The sequence below is a fragment of the Streptomyces sp. NPDC007945 genome (assembly GCF_042958885.1).
In the GTDB taxonomy this organism is placed as follows: Bacteria; Actinomycetota; Actinomycetes; order Streptomycetales; family Streptomycetaceae; genus Streptomyces.
The window spans coordinates 1,064,306-1,081,009 of the sequence record NZ_JBIBJV010000002.1 but is presented as its reverse complement, the minus strand read 5'-3'; the positions used below and the strand labels follow the sequence as shown (position 1 = coordinate 1,081,009).

17 protein-coding genes are annotated in these 16,704 nt (G+C 71.4%); 14 read left to right on the top strand and 3 right to left on the bottom strand.

The window, feature by feature from the left end:
• The first annotated feature begins 7 nt into the window (after positions 1-7).
• A complete protein-coding gene (locus ACFZCF_RS10330) occupies positions 8-607 on the top strand; it encodes a hypothetical protein (RefSeq protein ID WP_391285851.1) in 600 nt (199 codons plus the stop codon).
• 13 nt (positions 608-620) lie between these two features.
• Here ACFZCF_RS10330 and ACFZCF_RS10325 read toward each other — a convergent pair whose 3' ends face one another.
• Together ACFZCF_RS10325 and ACFZCF_RS10320 are read right to left on the bottom strand one after the other, a co-directional pair.
• Entirely contained in the window at positions 621-1,460 is an 840-nt protein-coding gene (locus tag ACFZCF_RS10325) for a hypothetical protein (protein ID WP_391285849.1), read from the bottom strand.
• Positions 1,461-1,468: 8 nt separating this feature from the next.
• Positions 1,469-2,032 (bottom strand): SigE family RNA polymerase sigma factor, encoded by a 564-nt coding sequence (locus tag ACFZCF_RS10320; protein WP_391285847.1) that lies wholly within the window; start codon positions 2,030-2,032, stop codon positions 1,469-1,471.
• A gap of 116 nt (positions 2,033-2,148) precedes the next feature.
• Here ACFZCF_RS10320 and ACFZCF_RS10315 point away from each other — a divergent pair, with 116 nt between their 5' ends.
• The gene (locus ACFZCF_RS10315) at positions 2,149-2,844 is read left to right on the top strand and encodes a demethylmenaquinone methyltransferase (protein WP_388437947.1); all 696 of its coding nucleotides are present in this window, start codon (positions 2,149-2,151) and stop codon (positions 2,842-2,844) included.
• 174 nt (positions 2,845-3,018) lie between these two features.
• Positions 3,019-4,305: a geranylgeranyl reductase family protein gene (locus tag ACFZCF_RS10310; RefSeq protein WP_388437945.1), complete on the top strand. Its 1,287-nt coding sequence runs from the start codon at positions 3,019-3,021 to the stop codon at positions 4,303-4,305.
• Between the two features lie 78 nt (positions 4,306-4,383).
• On the opposite strand, the gene ACFZCF_RS10305 is transcribed toward ACFZCF_RS10310, so the two are convergent.
• Complete coding sequence (locus tag ACFZCF_RS10305; RefSeq protein WP_388437942.1) at positions 4,384-5,298, bottom strand: C40 family peptidase; 915 nt, start codon at positions 5,296-5,298, stop codon at positions 4,384-4,386.
• A gap of 671 nt (positions 5,299-5,969) precedes the next feature.
• Between ACFZCF_RS10305 and ACFZCF_RS10300 the strand changes: the two genes are divergently transcribed.
• From ACFZCF_RS10300 to nuoK, 11 genes are all read left to right on the top strand, one after another.
• Complete coding sequence (locus ACFZCF_RS10300; RefSeq protein ID WP_019888619.1) at positions 5,970-6,329, top strand: NADH-quinone oxidoreductase subunit A; 360 nt, start codon at positions 5,970-5,972, stop codon at positions 6,327-6,329.
• Between the two features lie 17 nt (positions 6,330-6,346).
• Positions 6,347-6,901 carry an NADH-quinone oxidoreductase subunit B family protein gene (locus ACFZCF_RS10295; RefSeq protein WP_018528252.1) on the top strand — a complete coding sequence of 185 codons (555 nt, stop codon included), beginning with the start codon at positions 6,347-6,349 and terminating at the stop codon, positions 6,899-6,901.
• Positions 6,902-6,989: 88 nt separating this feature from the next.
• The gene (locus ACFZCF_RS10290) at positions 6,990-7,721 is read left to right on the top strand and encodes an NADH-quinone oxidoreductase subunit C (protein ID WP_388437937.1); all 732 of its coding nucleotides are present in this window, start codon (positions 6,990-6,992) and stop codon (positions 7,719-7,721) included.
• Complete coding sequence (locus ACFZCF_RS10285; RefSeq protein ID WP_388437934.1) at positions 7,718-9,040, top strand: NADH-quinone oxidoreductase subunit D; 1,323 nt, start codon at positions 7,718-7,720, stop codon at positions 9,038-9,040. Before ACFZCF_RS10290 ends, ACFZCF_RS10285 begins: the two co-directional genes overlap by 4 nt.
• Positions 9,037-9,780, top strand: a complete 744-nt coding sequence (gene nuoE, locus ACFZCF_RS10280) for an NADH-quinone oxidoreductase subunit NuoE (protein WP_388437930.1) — start codon at positions 9,037-9,039, stop codon at positions 9,778-9,780. The genes ACFZCF_RS10285 and nuoE overlap by 4 nt, the downstream gene beginning before the upstream one ends.
• The gene (gene nuoF, locus ACFZCF_RS10275; protein ID WP_391285842.1) at positions 9,780-11,129 is read left to right on the top strand and encodes an NADH-quinone oxidoreductase subunit NuoF; all 1,350 of its coding nucleotides are present in this window, start codon (positions 9,780-9,782) and stop codon (positions 11,127-11,129) included. The genes nuoE and nuoF overlap by 1 nt, the downstream gene beginning before the upstream one ends.
• Positions 11,126-13,615: an NADH-quinone oxidoreductase subunit G gene (locus ACFZCF_RS10270; RefSeq protein WP_391285840.1), complete on the top strand. Its 2,490-nt coding sequence runs from the start codon at positions 11,126-11,128 to the stop codon at positions 13,613-13,615. Before nuoF ends, ACFZCF_RS10270 begins: the two co-directional genes overlap by 4 nt.
• A complete protein-coding gene (nuoH, locus tag ACFZCF_RS10265; RefSeq protein ID WP_391285838.1) occupies positions 13,612-14,970 on the top strand; it encodes an NADH-quinone oxidoreductase subunit NuoH in 1,359 nt (452 codons plus the stop codon). The genes ACFZCF_RS10270 and nuoH overlap by 4 nt, the downstream gene beginning before the upstream one ends.
• On the top strand, positions 14,930-15,580 hold the full coding sequence (gene nuoI, locus ACFZCF_RS10260; protein ID WP_373305341.1) for an NADH-quinone oxidoreductase subunit NuoI: 651 nt from the start codon (positions 14,930-14,932) through the stop codon (positions 15,578-15,580). The genes nuoH and nuoI overlap by 41 nt, the downstream gene beginning before the upstream one ends.
• Positions 15,577-16,401 (top strand): NADH-quinone oxidoreductase subunit J, encoded by an 825-nt coding sequence (locus ACFZCF_RS10255; RefSeq protein ID WP_388437917.1) that lies wholly within the window; start codon positions 15,577-15,579, stop codon positions 16,399-16,401. The genes nuoI and ACFZCF_RS10255 overlap by 4 nt, the downstream gene beginning before the upstream one ends.
• Positions 16,398-16,697, top strand: a complete 300-nt coding sequence (gene nuoK, locus ACFZCF_RS10250) for an NADH-quinone oxidoreductase subunit NuoK (protein WP_043227770.1) — start codon at positions 16,398-16,400, stop codon at positions 16,695-16,697. The genes ACFZCF_RS10255 and nuoK overlap by 4 nt, the downstream gene beginning before the upstream one ends.
• The last annotated feature ends 7 nt before the right edge of the window (positions 16,698-16,704 follow it).

The window sequence follows — 16,704 nt, the reverse complement described above, 5'->3', positions numbered from 1 at the left end:
GCCCCCGGTGCTCACCCTGCACGCCGCCGAGGGGTCGCCGGAGACCGCCGTCCTCGTCGACGGCGCGCGGATCGCCGCCGTCGGTCCGTACGAGGAACTGGCGGAGGCGCACCAGGACGCCCGCCTCCGCCGCTGGCCGGGCATCCTGCTGCCCGGCCTCCTCAACCCGTACGCACCCGAGCTCCTGGAGCGGACCTACCACCCGGACCCGCGCGAGGCCGACACCTACGGCACCGAGCCGGTCACCGGCGAGCGCGCGGCCGAGATCCTCCGCTCCGACCCCGCCCGCCTCGGCGCCAGCGCCCGCCGGGGCGTCCAGCGGATGCTGGCCCACGGCACGGTCGCCGTCGCGGGGGAGCTGCGGTCGCGGGCGGCGCAGGACGCGGTCCGCCGCGCCGGCCTGGCCGTCGGACAGCGCCCGCCCGGGCTCACCGGCCCGCCGTCCTTCTCCCCGGCCCCTCTGATCCTCCTCCCGCGCCCCGCCCCCGGCGCCCGCGCCCGCTTCGCCGTCTTCGACGTCCCCACCCCGGCCGACCTCGTCCGCCGCGGGGCGTCGACCTGCGTCGCCACCGTCATCGACGGCCGCCTGACCTACCGGGCCCGCTGAGCGTCCCGCCGGGTCAGCCGCCCACGACGGGCGGCGCGTCCTTCTCCTCCACCGGCCGCGCGTCCGCGTCCCGCACCACGTCGAGGAAGCGGGGATCCTCCGCGACGGCGAACAGCTGGCGCGGCGTCAGGCGCGACGGTACGCCCTCGGGCTCCACGGAGATCCGCACGCGGCTCCCGCCGTACAGGAACCGCACGTACGCGGCCGATGTCCCCGGCAGCTCCGTCGCCATCGACTGCAGCCGTGCCTCGCGGTCCCCGTCGAAGGCGACGGTCTCGCAGACGATCCTCGGGTCCGGCCGGTCCGGGCACGGGTCGAGGGCCTTCTCGTCGGTCGGCCGCACCAGCACGGTCAGGCGCAAGGGCGTGCCGTCGGCCGTGATCCGGTACGCGGACACCTCGTCCTTGACCGGCCGGATCTCGGTGACGTACGCGGGCAGCAGCTCGTCCAGCAGCGCGGCCACGCGCTGCTGGTGGACCGCCCGGCGCTCCCGCTCGGCCTCGGACAGCCCGTCGGGGTTGTCGGGCGGCGGGACGCCCGGCGTCTCCTCCACGACCACGGGGGGATAGCTCGCGTCCGGGCGCGCGCTCACCTCCGGGCTCGCGCTCGCCGCCGGCGACGAGGGCGGGGCGGCCGGCATCGCGGGCGCCGGGCCGTTTCCCGGCAGCAGCGTGAGGCCGAGGGCTCCCGCGGTGACCACGCCGAACGCGGCCGCCGCGGTGGCGAACCGGGCCCTGGCACGCCGCCTGCGCCCCTCGCGCACGGCGAGCGGCACGAGGTCGGGCAGCGGCGGAAGCTCCTCGGCCGCACGGTTCAGGGCGGCGCGGAGCGGAAAGGTCTCATCGGTGTCCACAGCGGACCTCAGCTTCCTGTGATCGAGAGCCCGGCGTCGGCCAGGCGTACGCGGAGACGGGCGAGGGAACGCGAGCACTGGCTCTTCACGGTGGCCTCGCTGCACCGCAGCAGCGCGGCGACGGAGGCCACGCTCTGGTCGTCCCAGTAGCGCAGCACCACCATGGCCCGGGCCCGCGGCGGCAGTTCGGCGAGCGCGGCGAGCAGCGTCACCCGCAGCTCCGGATGGTCGGCGGCCGGCTCCGGCACGGTGCCCCCGGTGCGGGTGAGGAGGAGCAGGTCCCGCAGCCGCCTGCGGCGCTCGGCCAGGAAGGTCCGGGTCAGCACGGTCTTGGCGTAGGCGTGCGGGTGCTCGGCCGCGCCCGCCTTCCGCCAGTGCTGGTACAGCTTCGCCAGTGTGGTCTGGGTCAGGTCCCGCGCATGCTCCGCGTCCCCGCAGAGCAGGTACGCCGTCCGGTACAGCCGCTGCTGCGCGGCCCGCGCGAACGCCTCGAACCCGGCGGCCGACCCCACGTCCGGCCCACTGCCCGCGGCCACGTCCGCTCCCGGGTCCCGTTCGGTCGTCAATGCCATCGCACCCCTGCTCTCCTCGCTGCCGTACGGCGCTTCCGCCCCTCCTTGAGCGCGCCCGGGGCCGAAAGGTTGAAGCGGTACGGGAGGAGATTCGGGCGGCTGCTTGAATGGGACGCGTGACCCGAGCCAATCTGGACAAACAGCCGCACGAAGTCGCCTCCATGTTCGACGACGTGGCGGCCAACTACGACCTCACCAACGACGTGCTGTCGCTCGGCCAGGACCGCCGATGGCGCAAGGAGGTCGCCAAGGCGGTCGACGCGCGGCCCGCGCAGAGGATCCTCGACCTCGCCGCCGGCACGGCCACGTCCTCGCAGCCGTTCGCGCGGGCGGGCGCGTACGTCGTCCCCTGCGACTTCTCGCTGGGCATGCTGCGGGTCGGCAAGCAGCGGCACCCGTGGATGCCGTTCACGGCGGGCGACGGCACGAGGCTGCCCTTCCGGGACGACGTCTTCGACGCGGTCACCATCTCCTTCGGCCTGCGCAACATCCAGGACACCGAGCAGGCGCTTCGCGAGCTGTACCGGGTCACGAAGCCCGGCGGCCGGGTCGTCATCTGCGAGTTCTCCCACCCCACGTGGGCGCCGTTCCGGACGGTGTACGAGGAGTACCTGATGCGGGCGCTGCCGCCGGTGGCCCGCGCGGTCTCCTCCAACCCGGACGCGTACGTGTACCTCGCCGAGTCCATCCGGTCCTGGCCGGACCAGCCCACCCTCGCGGGCCTCCTCCAGAAGGCCGGCTGGTCCAGGGTCGCCTGGCGCGACCTCACCGGCGGCATCGTCGCCCTCCACCGCGGCTTCAAGCCGCAGTGACCCGCCGCCGTTCCGTGGGGGGACCGGTCCCCGCCGGTGCGGTGCCCGCCCGCCGCCCCGGCGGGGTGCCGGACCGCGCCGGGCGGGGCGGGGGGTGGGTCTTCGGCGGAGGGCGTGGGGGGCCGTCCTAGACTTCGCTACGACCCTCTTCGCCGACCTTTCGGGAGATCCGCCGTGACCGAGACCCCCCTCTCCGAGCACAGCGCAGACGTGATCGTCGTCGGGGCGGGCCCGGCCGGCTCCACCACCGCGTACTACCTGGCCAAGGCCGGCCTCGACGTGCTGCTCCTGGAGAAGACGGCGTTCCCGCGCGAGAAGGTCTGCGGCGACGGCCTCACCCCGCGCGCCACCAAGCAGCTCGTCGCCATGGGCATCGACATCTCGGAAGAGGCGGGCTGGCTGCGGAACAAGGGCCTGCGGATCATCGGCGGCGGCGTCCGCCTCCAGCTCGACTGGCCCGACCTCGCCTCGTACCCGGACTACGGACTGGTCCGCAAGCGCGACGACTTCGACGAGATGCTGGCGCGGCAGGCGCAGAAGGCCGGCGCGCGCCTCTACGAGCGCTGCAACGTCGGCGCGCCGGTCGTCGACGAGCGGACGGGCCGCATCACCGGCGTCCACGCCAAGCTGGGCGAGGAGAAGACGGAGGTCACCTTCCACGCCCCGCTGGTCGTCGCCGCCGACGGCAACTCGACGCGCCTCTCCCTGGCGATGGGGCTGCACCGCCGCGAGGACCGTCCGATGGGCGTCGCGGTCCGCACGTACTTCACGACCCCGCGGCACGACGACGACTACCTGGAGTCGTGGCTGGAGCTGTGGGACAAGCGCGGCGCCGAGGACCGGCTGCTGCCCGGCTACGGCTGGATCTTCGGCATGGGCGACGGCACGTCCAACGTCGGCCTCGGCATCCTGAACTCCTCCTCCGCCTTCCGCGAGCTGGACTGGCGCGAGGTCCTGAAGGCCTGGTGCGCCTCGATGCCGGAGGACTGGGGCTTCACCCCGGACAACATGACGACGCCGATCCGCGGCGCCGCCCTCCCGATGGCGTTCAACCGCCAGCCGCACTACACGAAGGGCCTGCTGCTCGTCGGCGACGCGGGCGGCCTGGTCAACCCGTTCAACGGCGAGGGCATCGCCTACGCGATGGAGTCCGGCCAGATCGCCGCCGACGTCATCGTGCAGGCCCACGCCCGCGCCACCCCGGCCCAGCGCGAACTGGCCCTGCACAACTACCCGAAGATCCTGAAGGACACCTACGGCGGCTACTACACCCTGGGCCGCGCCTTCGTGAAGCTCATCGGCAACCCGAAGGTCATGAAGATCGCGACCCAGCGCGGCCTCAGCCACCCGGTGCTGATGAGGTTCACGCTGAAGATGCTGGCGAACCTCACGGACCCGACGGGCGGGGACGCGATGGACCGCATCATCAACGGCCTGTCGAAGGTCGCGCCGAAGGCCTGACCCCCGCGCCCGGCACGACGAAGGGCCGTCGCTCCCCCGAGGAGTGACGGCCCTTTCGTACGGTTCCGATCGCGGGGATCAGAGGATGCGGACGGCGCCCGACGGCGTGTCCCAGTCCAGGGAGCGCTCGACGACGCCCGTGGACGGGTTCTGCGCGCCGACGTACTTGCCGCCGCCGACGTAGATGGCGACGTGGTACGAGCCGCTGCGGCTGCCCCAGTAGAGGATGTCGCCCGGCTGGAGGTTGCTCAGGGAGACGGAGGTGCCCATGCTCGACTGCTGGTACGAGATGCGCGGCAGGTCGATGCCCGCGGCGGCGTAGGCGGCCTGGACGAGGCCGGAGCAGTCCCAGGAGTTGGGGCCGGTGCCGCCGGAGACGTACGCGTCGCCGACCTGGGCGCGCGCGAAGGCCACGATGGAGGCGGCGGTGCCGGAGGAGACCTGGGTCGACTCGGAGGAGGAGCCGGCCGAGGAGCCGCCGTCGTTGGACGAGCCGGCGCCCGGGTTCGCGTCCGAGGAGGACGCGGAGGTCGAGGCGAGCTGGGTGCGGGCGGCGTCGCGGGAGGCGCGGGCCCGGGCCTCGGCGCGGGCCTCGGCGGCGACGCGCTCGGCCTCCGCCTTCGCCTCGGCCTCCTTGCGGGCCTTCTCGGCACGCTCGGCCTCGGCCTTGCGGTCGGCCTCGGCCTTGGCCTTCTTGGCGTCCTTGGCGGCCTTCTCCAGGGCGGCGGCCTCCTGGGCCTCCAGGCTCTGGTCGAGGGCCTCCTGCTCGGAGGCCTCGGCGGAGGCGGCCACGGCGCTGGAGAGGTCGGCACCGAGGGAGCCCAGCGTGGGCATCTCGATGGTCTCGGTCACCGGCTCGGCATTCGCCGGTCCGGCAGCACCGGCCACCGCGATGGTGCTGAGGACGCCACCGGCGACACCGGCGCGGAGCGCGAGCTTCGAGGCGCTGCGGCGGGGCTTCCGGTGGCTGGGTATGTGAGCGGTCTGGGACATGGGTACAACCGCTATCAGGGCTTCACGGTTCCCTTCAAGAAACGTGGGTTGCGCCACAGTTACGACCGGAACCCCTCAATCCGCTTGACTGTCGCCCTTATTGACGCCGTAACGGGCAAATCGGGCGCGGCTCATTGTGCCCTTGATCATGGGTTTTCAATGAGATGCCCGAATTGCCCCTCGCTTACCACCTCTTCACACCGTTGGCCAAGCCCCGTTCTTTTCCGGCCTCGCCACGGTGACGCAGGTCACACGCCCGTCTCGTGAACGCGTGCACACGGAGTCGGGCCGTCCACTTGGATCCCGCCGACCCCCCCGGACGGGCGAGGCGGATGTCTATATCACCCGGATGCGTCCACCTCCAATTTGCTTGTACAGCCCATCTCTTGATAGAGCGCCACCTCTCTCACCAGCGATTTCCGGTCCGAATGTCACACCTGGTGATCACCTGGGCGCTTCACGCGACAAGATCACCGCTCATCCGACTTCATGATCCTTCGTCAGGTGGTGGAGATCACAAATCCGTTGGGGACCCCCGTGTCGCAGATCACAGAGGGGCGGGCTTAAGATACGCGGACGTCGGGCTTGTGAACTGCCTCACATGGGGGCGATCTTTCACGGGGCCGACGGTGCGGTCCAACGGTCAAGGACGACTGGAAGGAGCGAGGAGCGTGAATGCGTACGCGCCCGTCCTCGTGCTCGGTGCCCTGGGTGCGGGGTTTGCGATCTTCTCCGTGGTCATGGCCACGCTAATCGGGCCAAAGCGGTACAACAGGGCAAAACTTGAGGCGTACGAGTGCGGCATCGAGCCGACACCCACGCCCGCCGGAGGCGGCCGTTTCCCCATCAAGTACTACCTGACGGCGATGCTCTTCATCGTCTTCGACATCGAGATCGTCTTCCTCTACCCCTGGGCCGTCACCTTCGACGCCCTGGGGCTTTTCGGGCTCGTGGAGATGCTGCTCTTCGTGCTCACCGTCTTCGTCGCCTACGCCTACGTGTGGCGGCGCGGCGGCCTGGAATGGGACTGAGGGGCTGAGGAGCACCCATGGGACTCGAAGAGAAGCTGCCCAGCGGCTTTCTGCTGACCACCGTCGAGCAGGCCGCGGGCTGGGTCCGGAAGTCATCCGTCTTCCCCGCGACCTTCGGCCTCGCCTGCTGCGCCATCGAGATGATGACGACCGGCGCCGGCCGCTACGACCTCGCCCGCTTCGGCATGGAGGTCTTCCGCGGCTCCCCGCGCCAGGCCGACCTCATGATCGTCGCCGGCCGGGTCAGCCAGAAGATGGCGCCCGTCCTGCGGCAGGTCTACGACCAGATGCCCAACCCCAAGTGGGTCATCTCCATGGGCGTCTGCGCCTCGTCGGGCGGCATGTTCAACAACTACGCCATCGTGCAGGGCGTCGACCACATCGTGCCGGTCGACATCTACCTGCCCGGCTGCCCGCCGCGCCCCGAGATGCTGATGGACGCGATCCTCAAGCTCCACCAGAAGATCCAGTCGTCCAAGCTCGGCGTGAACGCCGAGGAGGCTGCCCGCGAGGCGGAGGAGGCGGCGCTCAAGGCGCTGCCGACCATCGAGATGAAGGGTCTCCTGCGGTGACCGACGCACGCGCGGCCACCGGGCCGCAGCCGACGACGAAAGCCGCGCCATCGTGCCGCGCGGGCGGAGAAGGGACCGGGACCACACGGTGAGCGACGAAACCCCGAACCCCGAGAAGGAGCTCTCCGAGCAGAACCTGCCCGGACAGCGCGGCGAGCACGGGGAGGAGGTACGGCTCCAGCGCGGCATGTTCGGCGCGAACAACGGCGGCGACACCTCCGGCTACGGCGGCCTCGTCCGCTCCATCCGCCTCCCCGGCCCCGCCGTCCGCCCCTACGGCGGCTGGTTCGACGAGGTCGCCGACGAACTCGAAGGCGCCCTGGAGGAGCAGGGGCTCGTCCCCGGCAACGCCATCGAGAAGACGGTCGTCGACCGCGGCGAGCTCACCTTCCACATCGAGCGCGAGCACCTCGTCCGCGTGGCCCGCACCCTGCGCGACGACCCGGCGCTCCGCTTCGAGCTCTGCACCGGCGTCTCCGGCGTCCACTACCCGGGCGACAAGGGCCGCGAACTGCACGCCGTCTACCACCTGCGCTCGCTCACCCACGGGCGGCTGATCCGCCTGGAGGTCTCGGCCCCCGACACCGACCCGAGGATCCCGTCCCTCGTCGCCGTCTACCCGACGAACGACTGGCACGAGCGCGAGACGTACGACTTCTTCGGCATCGTCTTCGACGGCCACCCCGCCCTCACCCGGATCATGATGCCGGACGACTGGCAGGGCCACCCGCAGCGCAAGGACTATCCGCTCGGCGGCATCGCCGTCGAGTACAAGGGCGCCCAGATCCCGGCTCCGGACCAGCGGAGGTCGTACTCGTGAACAGCACAGCGTCAGGCCCCCGCGAGACCACCGAGGGGTCCGTCTACACGGTCACCGGCGGCGACTGGGACGAGGTCGTCCAGTCCGCCGCCAAGGCCGACGACGAGCGCATCGTCGTCAACATGGGCCCCCAGCACCCCTCCACCCACGGCGTGCTGCGGCTCATCCTGGAGATCGACGGCGAGACCGTCACCGAGGCCCGCTGCGGCATCGGCTACCTCCACACCGGCATCGAGAAGAACCTCGAATACCGGACCTGGACGCAGGGCACCACCTTCGTCACGCGCATGGACTACCTCACCTCGTTCTACAACGAGACGGCGTACTGCCTCGGCGTGGAGAAGCTGCTCGGCATCACCGACGACGTCCCCGACCGGGCGAGCGTCATCCGGGTCCTCCTCATGGAGCTCAACCGGCTCTCCTCGCACCTGGTGTGCATCGCCACCGGCGGCATGGAGCTCGGCGCCACCACGATCATGATCTACGGCTTCCGGGACCGCGAGATGATCCTGGACCTGTACGAGCTGATCACCGGCCTGCGCATGAACCACGCCTACATCCGGCCCGGCGGCCTCGCCCAGGACCTCCCGCCGGGCGGCGTCGACGCGGTGCGCGAGTTCGTGAAGACCATGAAGAAGAACCTGCCGGAGTACGACAAGCTCGCCACCGGCAACCCCATCTTCAAGGCCCGCATGCAGGACGTCGGCCACCTCGACCTCACCGGCTGCATGGCCCTCGGCGCCACCGGGCCGATCCTCCGGTCGGCGGGCCTCCCGCACGACCTGCGGAAGACCGACCCGTACTGCGGCTACGAGACCTACGACTTCGAGGTCCCCACCGCCGACAGCTGCGACGCCTACGGCCGCTTCCTCGTCCGCCTGGAGGAGATGCGCCAGTCGCTGCGGATCGTCGAGCAGTGCCTCGACCGCCTGGAGCCCGGCCCGGTCATGGTCGGCGACAAGAAGATCGCCTGGCCCGCCCAGCTCGCCCTCGGCCCCGACGGCCTCGGCAACTCCCTCGACCACATCAAGAAGATCATGGGCACCTCCATGGAGGCCCTGATCCACCACTTCAAGCTGGTCACCGAGGGCTTCCGGGTCCCGGCCGGCCAGGCGTACGCGGCCGTCGAGTCCCCCAAGGGAGAGCTCGGCGTGCACGTGGTCTCCGACGGCGGCACCCGCCCCTTCCGCGTCCACTTCCGCGACCCGTCCTTCACCAACCTCCAGGCCATGGCCGCGATGTGCGAGGGCGGCCAGGTCGCCGACGTCATCGTCGCCGTCGCCTCCATCGACCCCGTGATGGGAGGCGTCGACCGATGACCGAGAACGTCAGCCTCGGGATGCCCCAGCTCCCCGCGGCCCCGTACCCGGCGGACGTCCACGCCCGCCTGACCGCGGACGCGAAGGCGATCATCGACCGCTACCCCGACTCCCGCTCCGCGCTCCTGCCGATGCTGCACCTCGTGCAGTCGGAGGAGGGCCACGTGACCCGCACCGGCATGCGGTTCTGCGCCGACATGCTCGGCCTGACCACCGCCGAGGTCACCGCCGTCGCCACCTTCTACACCATGTACCGCCGCAAGCCGTCCGGCGACTACCAGGTCGGCGTCTGCACCAACACCCTCTGCGCGGTCATGGGCGGCGACGCCATCTTCGAGGAGCTCAAGGAGCACCTCGGCGTCGGCAACGGCGAGACCACCGAGGACGGCGCGATCACCCTCGAACACATCGAGTGCAACGCGGCCTGCGACTACGCCCCCGTGGTGATGGTCAACTGGGAGTTCTTCGACAACCAGACCCCCGAGTCGGCCAAGCGGATGGTCGACGACCTCCGCGCGGGCCGCACCGTCGAACCCACCCGCGGCGCTCCCCTCTGCACCTTCAAGGAGACCGCCCGCATCCTCGCCGGCTTCCCCGACGAGCGCCCCGGCGCCGTCGCGGCCACCGGCGGCGCGGGGCCCGCCTCCCTCGTCGGCCTCCGGCTGGCCAAGGGCGAGACCCCGCAGCAGACCCGGATCGTCCACCCGCGCGGCGAAACAGCCGGTCAGGAGGGAGAGTGATGACCTTGACCGCCGAGATCGACTCCAGCAGCCCCGAGAAGCTCCTCTCCCCGGTCCTCTCCGCCTTCTGGGACCAGCCCGACTCCTGGACCCTGGAGACGTACGAACGCCACGAGGGCTACCAGGGACTCCGGCGCGCCCTCGCCATGAGCCCCGACGACCTCATCGCCTACGTGAAGGACTCCGGCCTCCGCGGACGCGGCGGCGCCGGCTTCCCCACCGGCATGAAGTGGCAGTTCATCCCGCAGGGCGACGGCAAGCCGCACTACCTCGTCGTCAACGCCGACGAGTCCGAGCCCGGCACCTGCAAGGACATCCCCCTCCTCTTCGCCAACCCGCACTCCCTCATCGAGGGCATCGTGATCGCCTGCTACGCGATCCGCTCCCACCACGCCTTCATCTACCTGCGCGGCGAGGTCGTCCCCGTGCTGCGCCGCCTCCACGAGGCGGTCCGCGAGGCGTACCAGGCCGGCTACCTCGGCCGGAACGTCCTCGGCAGCGGGCTCGACGTCGAACTCACCGTGCACGCCGGCGCCGGCGCGTACATCTGCGGTGAGGAGACCGCCCTCCTCGACTCCCTCGAAGGCCGCCGCGGCCAGCCCCGGCTCCGGCCCCCCTTCCCCGCGGTCGCCGGCCTCTACGCCTGCCCCACCGTGGTGAACAACGTCGAGTCCATCGCCTCCGTTCCCGCGATCCTCCAGCGCGGCAAGGAATGGTTCACCTCGATGGGCAGCGAGAAGTCCCCCGGCTTCACGCTCTACTCGCTGAGCGGGCACGTCGCCTCGCCCGGCCAGTACGAGGCCCCGCTCGGCATCACCCTGCGCCAGCTCCTCGACATGAGCGGCGGCATGCGCCCCGGACACCGGCTCAAGTTCTGGACCCCTGGCGGCTCCTCCACCCCCATGTTCACCGACGAGCACCTCGACGTGCCGCTGGACTACGAGGGCGTCGGCGCCGCCGGCTCCATGCTCGGCACCAAGGCCCTCCAGTGCTTCGACGAGACCACCTGCGTCGTCCGGGCCGTCACCCGCTGGACCGAGTTCTACGCCCACGAGTCCTGCGGCAAGTGCACCCCCTGCCGAGAGGGCACGTACTGGCTCGTCCAACTGCTCCGCGACATCGAGGCCGGCAAGGGGCAGCTGTCCGACCTCGACAAGCTCAACGACATCGCCGACAACATCAACGGCAAGTCGTTCTGCGCCCTCGGCGACGGCGCCGCCTCGCCGATCTTCTCCTCGCTGAAGTACTTCCGCGAGGAGTACGAGCAGCACATCACGGGCAAGGGCTGCCCCTTCGACCCGGCCAAGTCGACCGCCTGGGCGGACAACCACAAGGAGGTGACGGCATGACGGTCACCACGGCCGGCCCCGTCGGCGGCGGTTCCCCGGCGCTACCGCCCGAGGACCTCGTCACGCTGACCATCGACGGCGTCGAGATCTCCGTCCCCAAGGGGACCCTGGTCATCCGTGCCGCCGAACAGCTCGGCATCGAGATCCCCCGCTTCTGCGACCACCCCCTCCTCGACCCCGCCGGCGCCTGCCGCCAGTGCATCGTCGAGGTCGAGGGCCAGCGCAAGCCGATGGCCTCCTGCACCATCACCTGCACCGACGGCATGGTCGTCAGGTCGCAGCTGACCTCGCCGGTCGCCGAGAAGGCCCAGCACGGCGTGATGGAGCTGCTGCTCATCAACCACCCCCTGGACTGCCCGGTCTGCGACAAGGGCGGCGAGTGCCCGCTGCAGAACCAGGCCATGTCGCACGGACAGGCCGACTCCCGCTTCGAGGGCGTCAAGCGGACCTACGAGAAGCCGGTCCCGATCTCCACCCAGGTGCTGCTCGACCGCGAGCGGTGCGTGCTCTGCGCCCGCTGCACCCGCTTCTCCAACCAGGTCGCCGGCGACCCGATGATCGAACTGATCGAGCGCGGCGCCCTCCAGCAGGTCGGCACCGGCGAGGGCGACCCCTTCGAGTCGTACTTCTCCGGCAACACCATCCAGATCTGCCCGGTCGGCGCCCTCACCTCGGCCGCCTACCGTTTCCGCTCCCGCCCCTTCGACCTGGTCTCCTCGCCGTCCGTGTGCGAGCACTGCGCCGGCGGCTGCGCCACCCGCACCGACCACCGGCGCGGCAAGGTCATGCGCCGCCTCGCGCAGAACGACCCCGAGGTCAACGAGGAGTGGATCTGCGACAAGGGCCGGTTCGGCTTCCGGTACGCGCAGCAGCGCGACCGCCTGACGACCCCCCTCGTCCGCAACGCCGACGGCGTCCTCGAACCGGCCTCCTGGCCCGAGGCGCTGGAGGCCGCCGCCCGCGGACTCGTCCGCGGCCGCACCGGCGTCCTCGCCGGCGGCCGGCTCACCGTCGAGGACGCCTACGCCTACGCCAAGTTCGCCCGCGTCGCCCTCGACACCAACGACGTCGACTTCCGGGCCCGGATCCACTCCGGCGAGGAGGCCGACTTCCTCGCCTCGCACGTCGCCGGACGGGGACGGGACCTGGACGGTTCCGGCGTCACGTACACCTCCCTCGAAGCCGCGCCGGCGGTGCTGCTCGTCGGCCTGGAGTCCGAGGAGGAGGCCCCCGGCGTCTTCCTGCGGCTCCGCAAGGCCTGGCGCAAGCACGGGCAGAAGACGTACGCCGTCGCCACCCACACCACCCGGGGCCTGGAGAAGGCCGGCGGCACCCTGCTCCCCGCCGCCCCCGGCACCGAGACCGAGTGGCTCGACGCCCTCACCTCCCGGGTCGGGCTCGACTCCACCGGCTGGGCCGCCTCCGAGGCCCTCCGCGAGGAGGGCGCCGTCATCGCCGTCGGCGAGCGGCTCGCCGGAACGCCCGGCGCGCTCACCGCCGCCCTGCGGGCCTCCGCCGCCACCGGCGCGCGGCTCGTGTGGATCCCGCGCCGGGCCGGCGAGCGCGGCGCCGTCGAGGCCGGCGCGCTGCCCAGCCTGCTGCCCGGCGGCCGGCCCGCGACCGACCCCCGCGCGCGGGAGGAGGTCGCCGCCGCCTGGGGCGTCCGCGAACTCCCGCACGGCTACGGCCGCGACACCGGCCAGATCGTCGAGGCGGCCGCCTCCGGCGAACTCGCCGCACTCCTCGTCGGCGGCGTCGACGTCGACGACCTGCCCGACCCGGCGCGCGCGCGTGAGGCCCTCGACGCGGCCTTCGTCGTCTCCCTCGAACTGCGCCCCGGCGCCGTCACCGAGCGCGCCGACGTCGTCCTGCCGGTCGCCGCGGTCGCCGAGAAGCCCGGCACCTTCCTCAACTGGGAGGGCAGGGCCCGGATGTTCGAGGCCGCGCTCAAGCCGGAGCAGATGACCCGCCCGCTCGCCCCCGCCGACCTGCGGGTGCTCCACATGCTCGCCGACGCCATGGACGCCCACCTCGCGCTGCCCGACCTGAAGGCGGCCCGGCGCGAGCTGGAACGGCTCGGCCGCCGCGCCGGGGACCGGGCCTCCGAGCCCACCGCCCACGCGGTCCCGGCCCCCCGGCCCGGCGACGGCGAGGCCGTCCTCGCCGGCCACCGGCTGCTCCTCGACCTCGGCCGCCTCCAGGAGGGCGACGCCGCCCTGGCCGGCACCCGCCACGCGGCGGTCGCCCGGCTCTCCGCCGGCACCGCCGCCGACACCGGCGTCAAGGACGGCGACCTCCTGGAGGTCACCGGCCCCACGGGCTCCGTCGCCTTCCCCCTCCAGGTCACCGAGATGCCCGACCGCGTCGTCTGGCTCCCGCTGAACTCCACCGGCCGCGGCGTCCTCGCCGACACCGGTGCCCGCCCCGGCACCGTGGTCCGCATCGGTCCGGCCGCCCCTTCGACTTCGACGGAGGTGCAGGCGTGAACACCCTCCTCGCCGCGGAGGACCTGTCCATGTTCGGGACGGACCCCTGGTGGCTCGTCGCGATCAAGGCGGTCTTCTGCTTCGCGTTCCTGATGGTGACCGTGCTCTTCTCCATCGTGTGGGAGCGCAAGGTCGTCGCCTGGATGCAGCTGCGCATCGGCCCCAACCGGCACGGCCCCTGGGGCCTCCTCCAGTCCCTCGCGGACGGCATCAAGCTGATGCTGAAGGAGGACGTGATCGTCAAGCGGGCCGACAAGGTCGTCTACGTCCTGGCCCCGATCGTCGCCGCCATCCCCGCCTTCATGGCGATCGCCGTGATCCCCTTCGGGCCGGCCGGCAACGAGGTGTCGATCTTCGGGCAGCGCACCACGATGCAGCTCACCGACCTGCCGATCGCGATGCTGTACATCCTCGCGGTCGCCTCCGTCGGCATCTACGGCATCGTCCTCGCCGGCTGGTCGTCGGGCTCGACGTACCCGCTCCTCGGCGGCCTCCGCTCCTGCGCGCAGATGATCTCGTACGAGATCGCCATGGGCGCCGCGTTCGCCTCCGTCTTCCTCTACTCCGGCTCCATGTCGACCTCGGCGATCGTCGAGGCCCAGCAGGACCGCTGGTTCGTCGTCCTGCTGCCGGTGTCGTTCCTCATCTACATCGTGACGATGGTCGGCGAGACCAACCGCGCCCCCTTCGACATGCCGGAGTCCGAGGGCGACCTCGTCGGCGGCTTCAACACCGAGTACTCCTCCATCAAGTTCGCGATGTTCATGCTCGCCGAGTACGTGAACATGGTGACGGTCTCCGCCGTGTCGGTCACCCTCTTCCTCGGCGGCTGGCGGGCCCCGTACCCGGTCTCCACCTTCTGGGAGGGCGCCAACCACGGCTGGTGGCCGATGCTCTGGTTCGTCCTCAAGGTGCAGCTGCTGCTCTTCTTCTTCATCTGGCTGCGCGGCACCCTGCCCCGCGTCCGCTACGACCAGCTGATGAAGCTCGGCTGGAAGGTCCTCATCCCGGTCTCCGTGGTCTGGCTGATGCTGGTCGCCACCGTCCGGGCGCTGCGCAACGAGAACATCGCCTTCACCGAGATCGTGCTGTACGTGGCCGGTGCCGTCCTGGTGGTGCTGCTCCTCTCCTTCGTCGCCGACCTCTTCCGCGACCGGAAGAGGGAGGAGACGGCGGGCGCGGCCGAGCCGGTCGCCTTCGACCCGATGGCCGGCGGGTTCCCCGTACCGCCCAAGCCCGGACAGACCCTGCCGCCCGTGCCCCGGCGCAGGCCCCGCCACCAGCGGGACCTCGTTGTCAGTGGTGGCCCCGATACTGCTACCGAGAGTGACGAAAGGGGGACGGATCGTGTCTGACTTCCAGAATCCGGTGGCCGGCTTCGGCGTGACCTTCAAGGCCATGTTCAAGAAGCGGCTGACCGAGCAGTACCCCGAGCAGAAGAAGACGACGGCGCCCCGCTTCCACGGCCGGCACCAGCTCAACCGCCACCCGGACGGCCTGGAGAAGTGCGTCGGCTGCGAGCTGTGCGCCTGGGCCTGCCCCGCCGACGCCATCTACGTGGAGGGCGCGGACAACACGGACGAGGAGCGGTACTCGCCCGGCGAGCGGTACGGCCGCGTCTACCAGATCAACTACGCCCGCTGCATCCTGTGCGGGCTGTGCATCGAGGCGTGTCCCACCCGCGCGCTGACGATGACCAACGAGTTCGAACTGGCCGACTCCTCCCGCGAGAACCTGATCTACACCAAGGAGCAGCTCCTCGCGGGCCTCGACGAGCAGATGGTCGACACCCCGCACGCGATCTTCCCCGGCATGACCGAGCAGGACTACTACCGGGGCCTGGTCACCGAGGCCGCGCCCGGCACCGAGCGCCAGGTCGCCGTCTCCAAGGGCGAGGAGCCGCAGGAGGCCGCGTCGACCACCGGCGAGAACGAGCCCGCGTCGGGGAAGGTGGTCGGCCGATGAGCGCGCTCGCCGCCTACGCCACCTCCACCGGCGAGGCGTTCCAGTTCTGGGTGCTCGGCACCGTCGCCGTCGTCGGCGCGCTGTGCACCATCCTCATGAGGAAGGCCGTGCACAGCGCCCTGTGCCTGGCCGGCACGATGATCGTCCTCGCGGTCTTCTACCTGGCCAACGGCGCGTACTTCCTCGGCATCGTGCAGATCGTCGTCTACACCGGCGCGATCATGATGCTCTTCCTCTTCGTCGTCATGCTGGTCGGCGTCACGGCCGCGGACTCGCTGAAGGAGACCATCAAGGGCCAGCGCTGGTGGGCCGCCGCCTGCGGCCTCGGCTTCGGCGTCCTGCTCTTCGCCGGGATCGGGAACGCGGCGCTGACCGAGTTCGCCGGCCTCGGCGCGGCCAACGCGGCCCACGGGGGGAACGTGGAGGGACTCGCCGCCCTCATCTTCACCAAGTACGTCTTCGCCTTCGAGATCACCGGCGCCCTGCTGATCACCGCCTCCGTCGGCGCGATGCTCCTCACCCACCGGGAGCGCACCGAGCGGGCCAGGACCCAGCGCGAGCTGGCCGAGCGGCGCGTGCGCGAGGGCAAGCACCTGCCGCCGCTGCCCGCCCCCGGCGTCTACGCCCGGCACAACGCGGTGGACATCGCGGGCCTGCTGCCCGACGGCACCCCGTCCGAGCTCACCGTCATCTCGACCCTGCGCAAGCGGGGCCAGGTGCGGGACGTGTCGACGGAGGCGCTCGCGGACCTCAAGGCCCTGGAGCAGCGCTCCGCGGAGCGGCTCGGCCGCGACCGGGAAGAAGAGGAGGCCGGACGGTGAATCCCGTCAACTACCTGTATCTCGCCGCCCTGTTGTTCACCATCGGCGCGGTCGGGGTGCTGATCCGGCGGAACGCGATCGTGGTCTTCATGTGCGTGGAGCTGATGCTCAACGCCTGCAACCTCGCGTTCGTCACCTTCTCCCGCATGCACGGCAACCTCGACGGCCAGATCATCGCCTTCTTCACGATGGTCGTGGCCGCCGCGGAGGTCGTCGTCGGGCTCGCGATCATCGTGTCCGTCTTCCGATCCCGCCACTCGGCCTCGGTCGACGACGCCAGCCTGATGAAGCTGTGAGGGGCTG

Bases quoted from the DNA above. Each gene is read 5' to 3' on its own strand.
- ACFZCF_RS10270 (WP_391285840.1), top strand. From the start codon at position 11,126: ATGACGGTCACCACGGCCGGCCCCGTCGGCGGCGGTTCCCCGGCGCTA.
- nuoF (WP_391285842.1), top strand. From the start codon at position 9,780: ATGACCTTGACCGCCGAGATCGACTCCAGCAGCCCCGAGAAGCTCCTC.
- ACFZCF_RS10320 (WP_391285847.1), bottom strand. From the start codon at position 2,032: ATGGCATTGACGACCGAACGGGACCCGGGAGCGGACGTGGCCGCGGGC.
- ACFZCF_RS10305 (WP_388437942.1), bottom strand. From the start codon at position 5,298: ATGTCCCAGACCGCTCACATACCCAGCCACCGGAAGCCCCGCCGCAGC.
- nuoE (WP_388437930.1), top strand. From the start codon at position 9,037: ATGACCGAGAACGTCAGCCTCGGGATGCCCCAGCTCCCCGCGGCCCCG.
- ACFZCF_RS10295 (WP_018528252.1), top strand. From the start codon at position 6,347: ATGGGACTCGAAGAGAAGCTGCCCAGCGGCTTTCTGCTGACCACCGTC.
- ACFZCF_RS10255 (WP_388437917.1), top strand. From the start codon at position 15,577: ATGAGCGCGCTCGCCGCCTACGCCACCTCCACCGGCGAGGCGTTCCAG.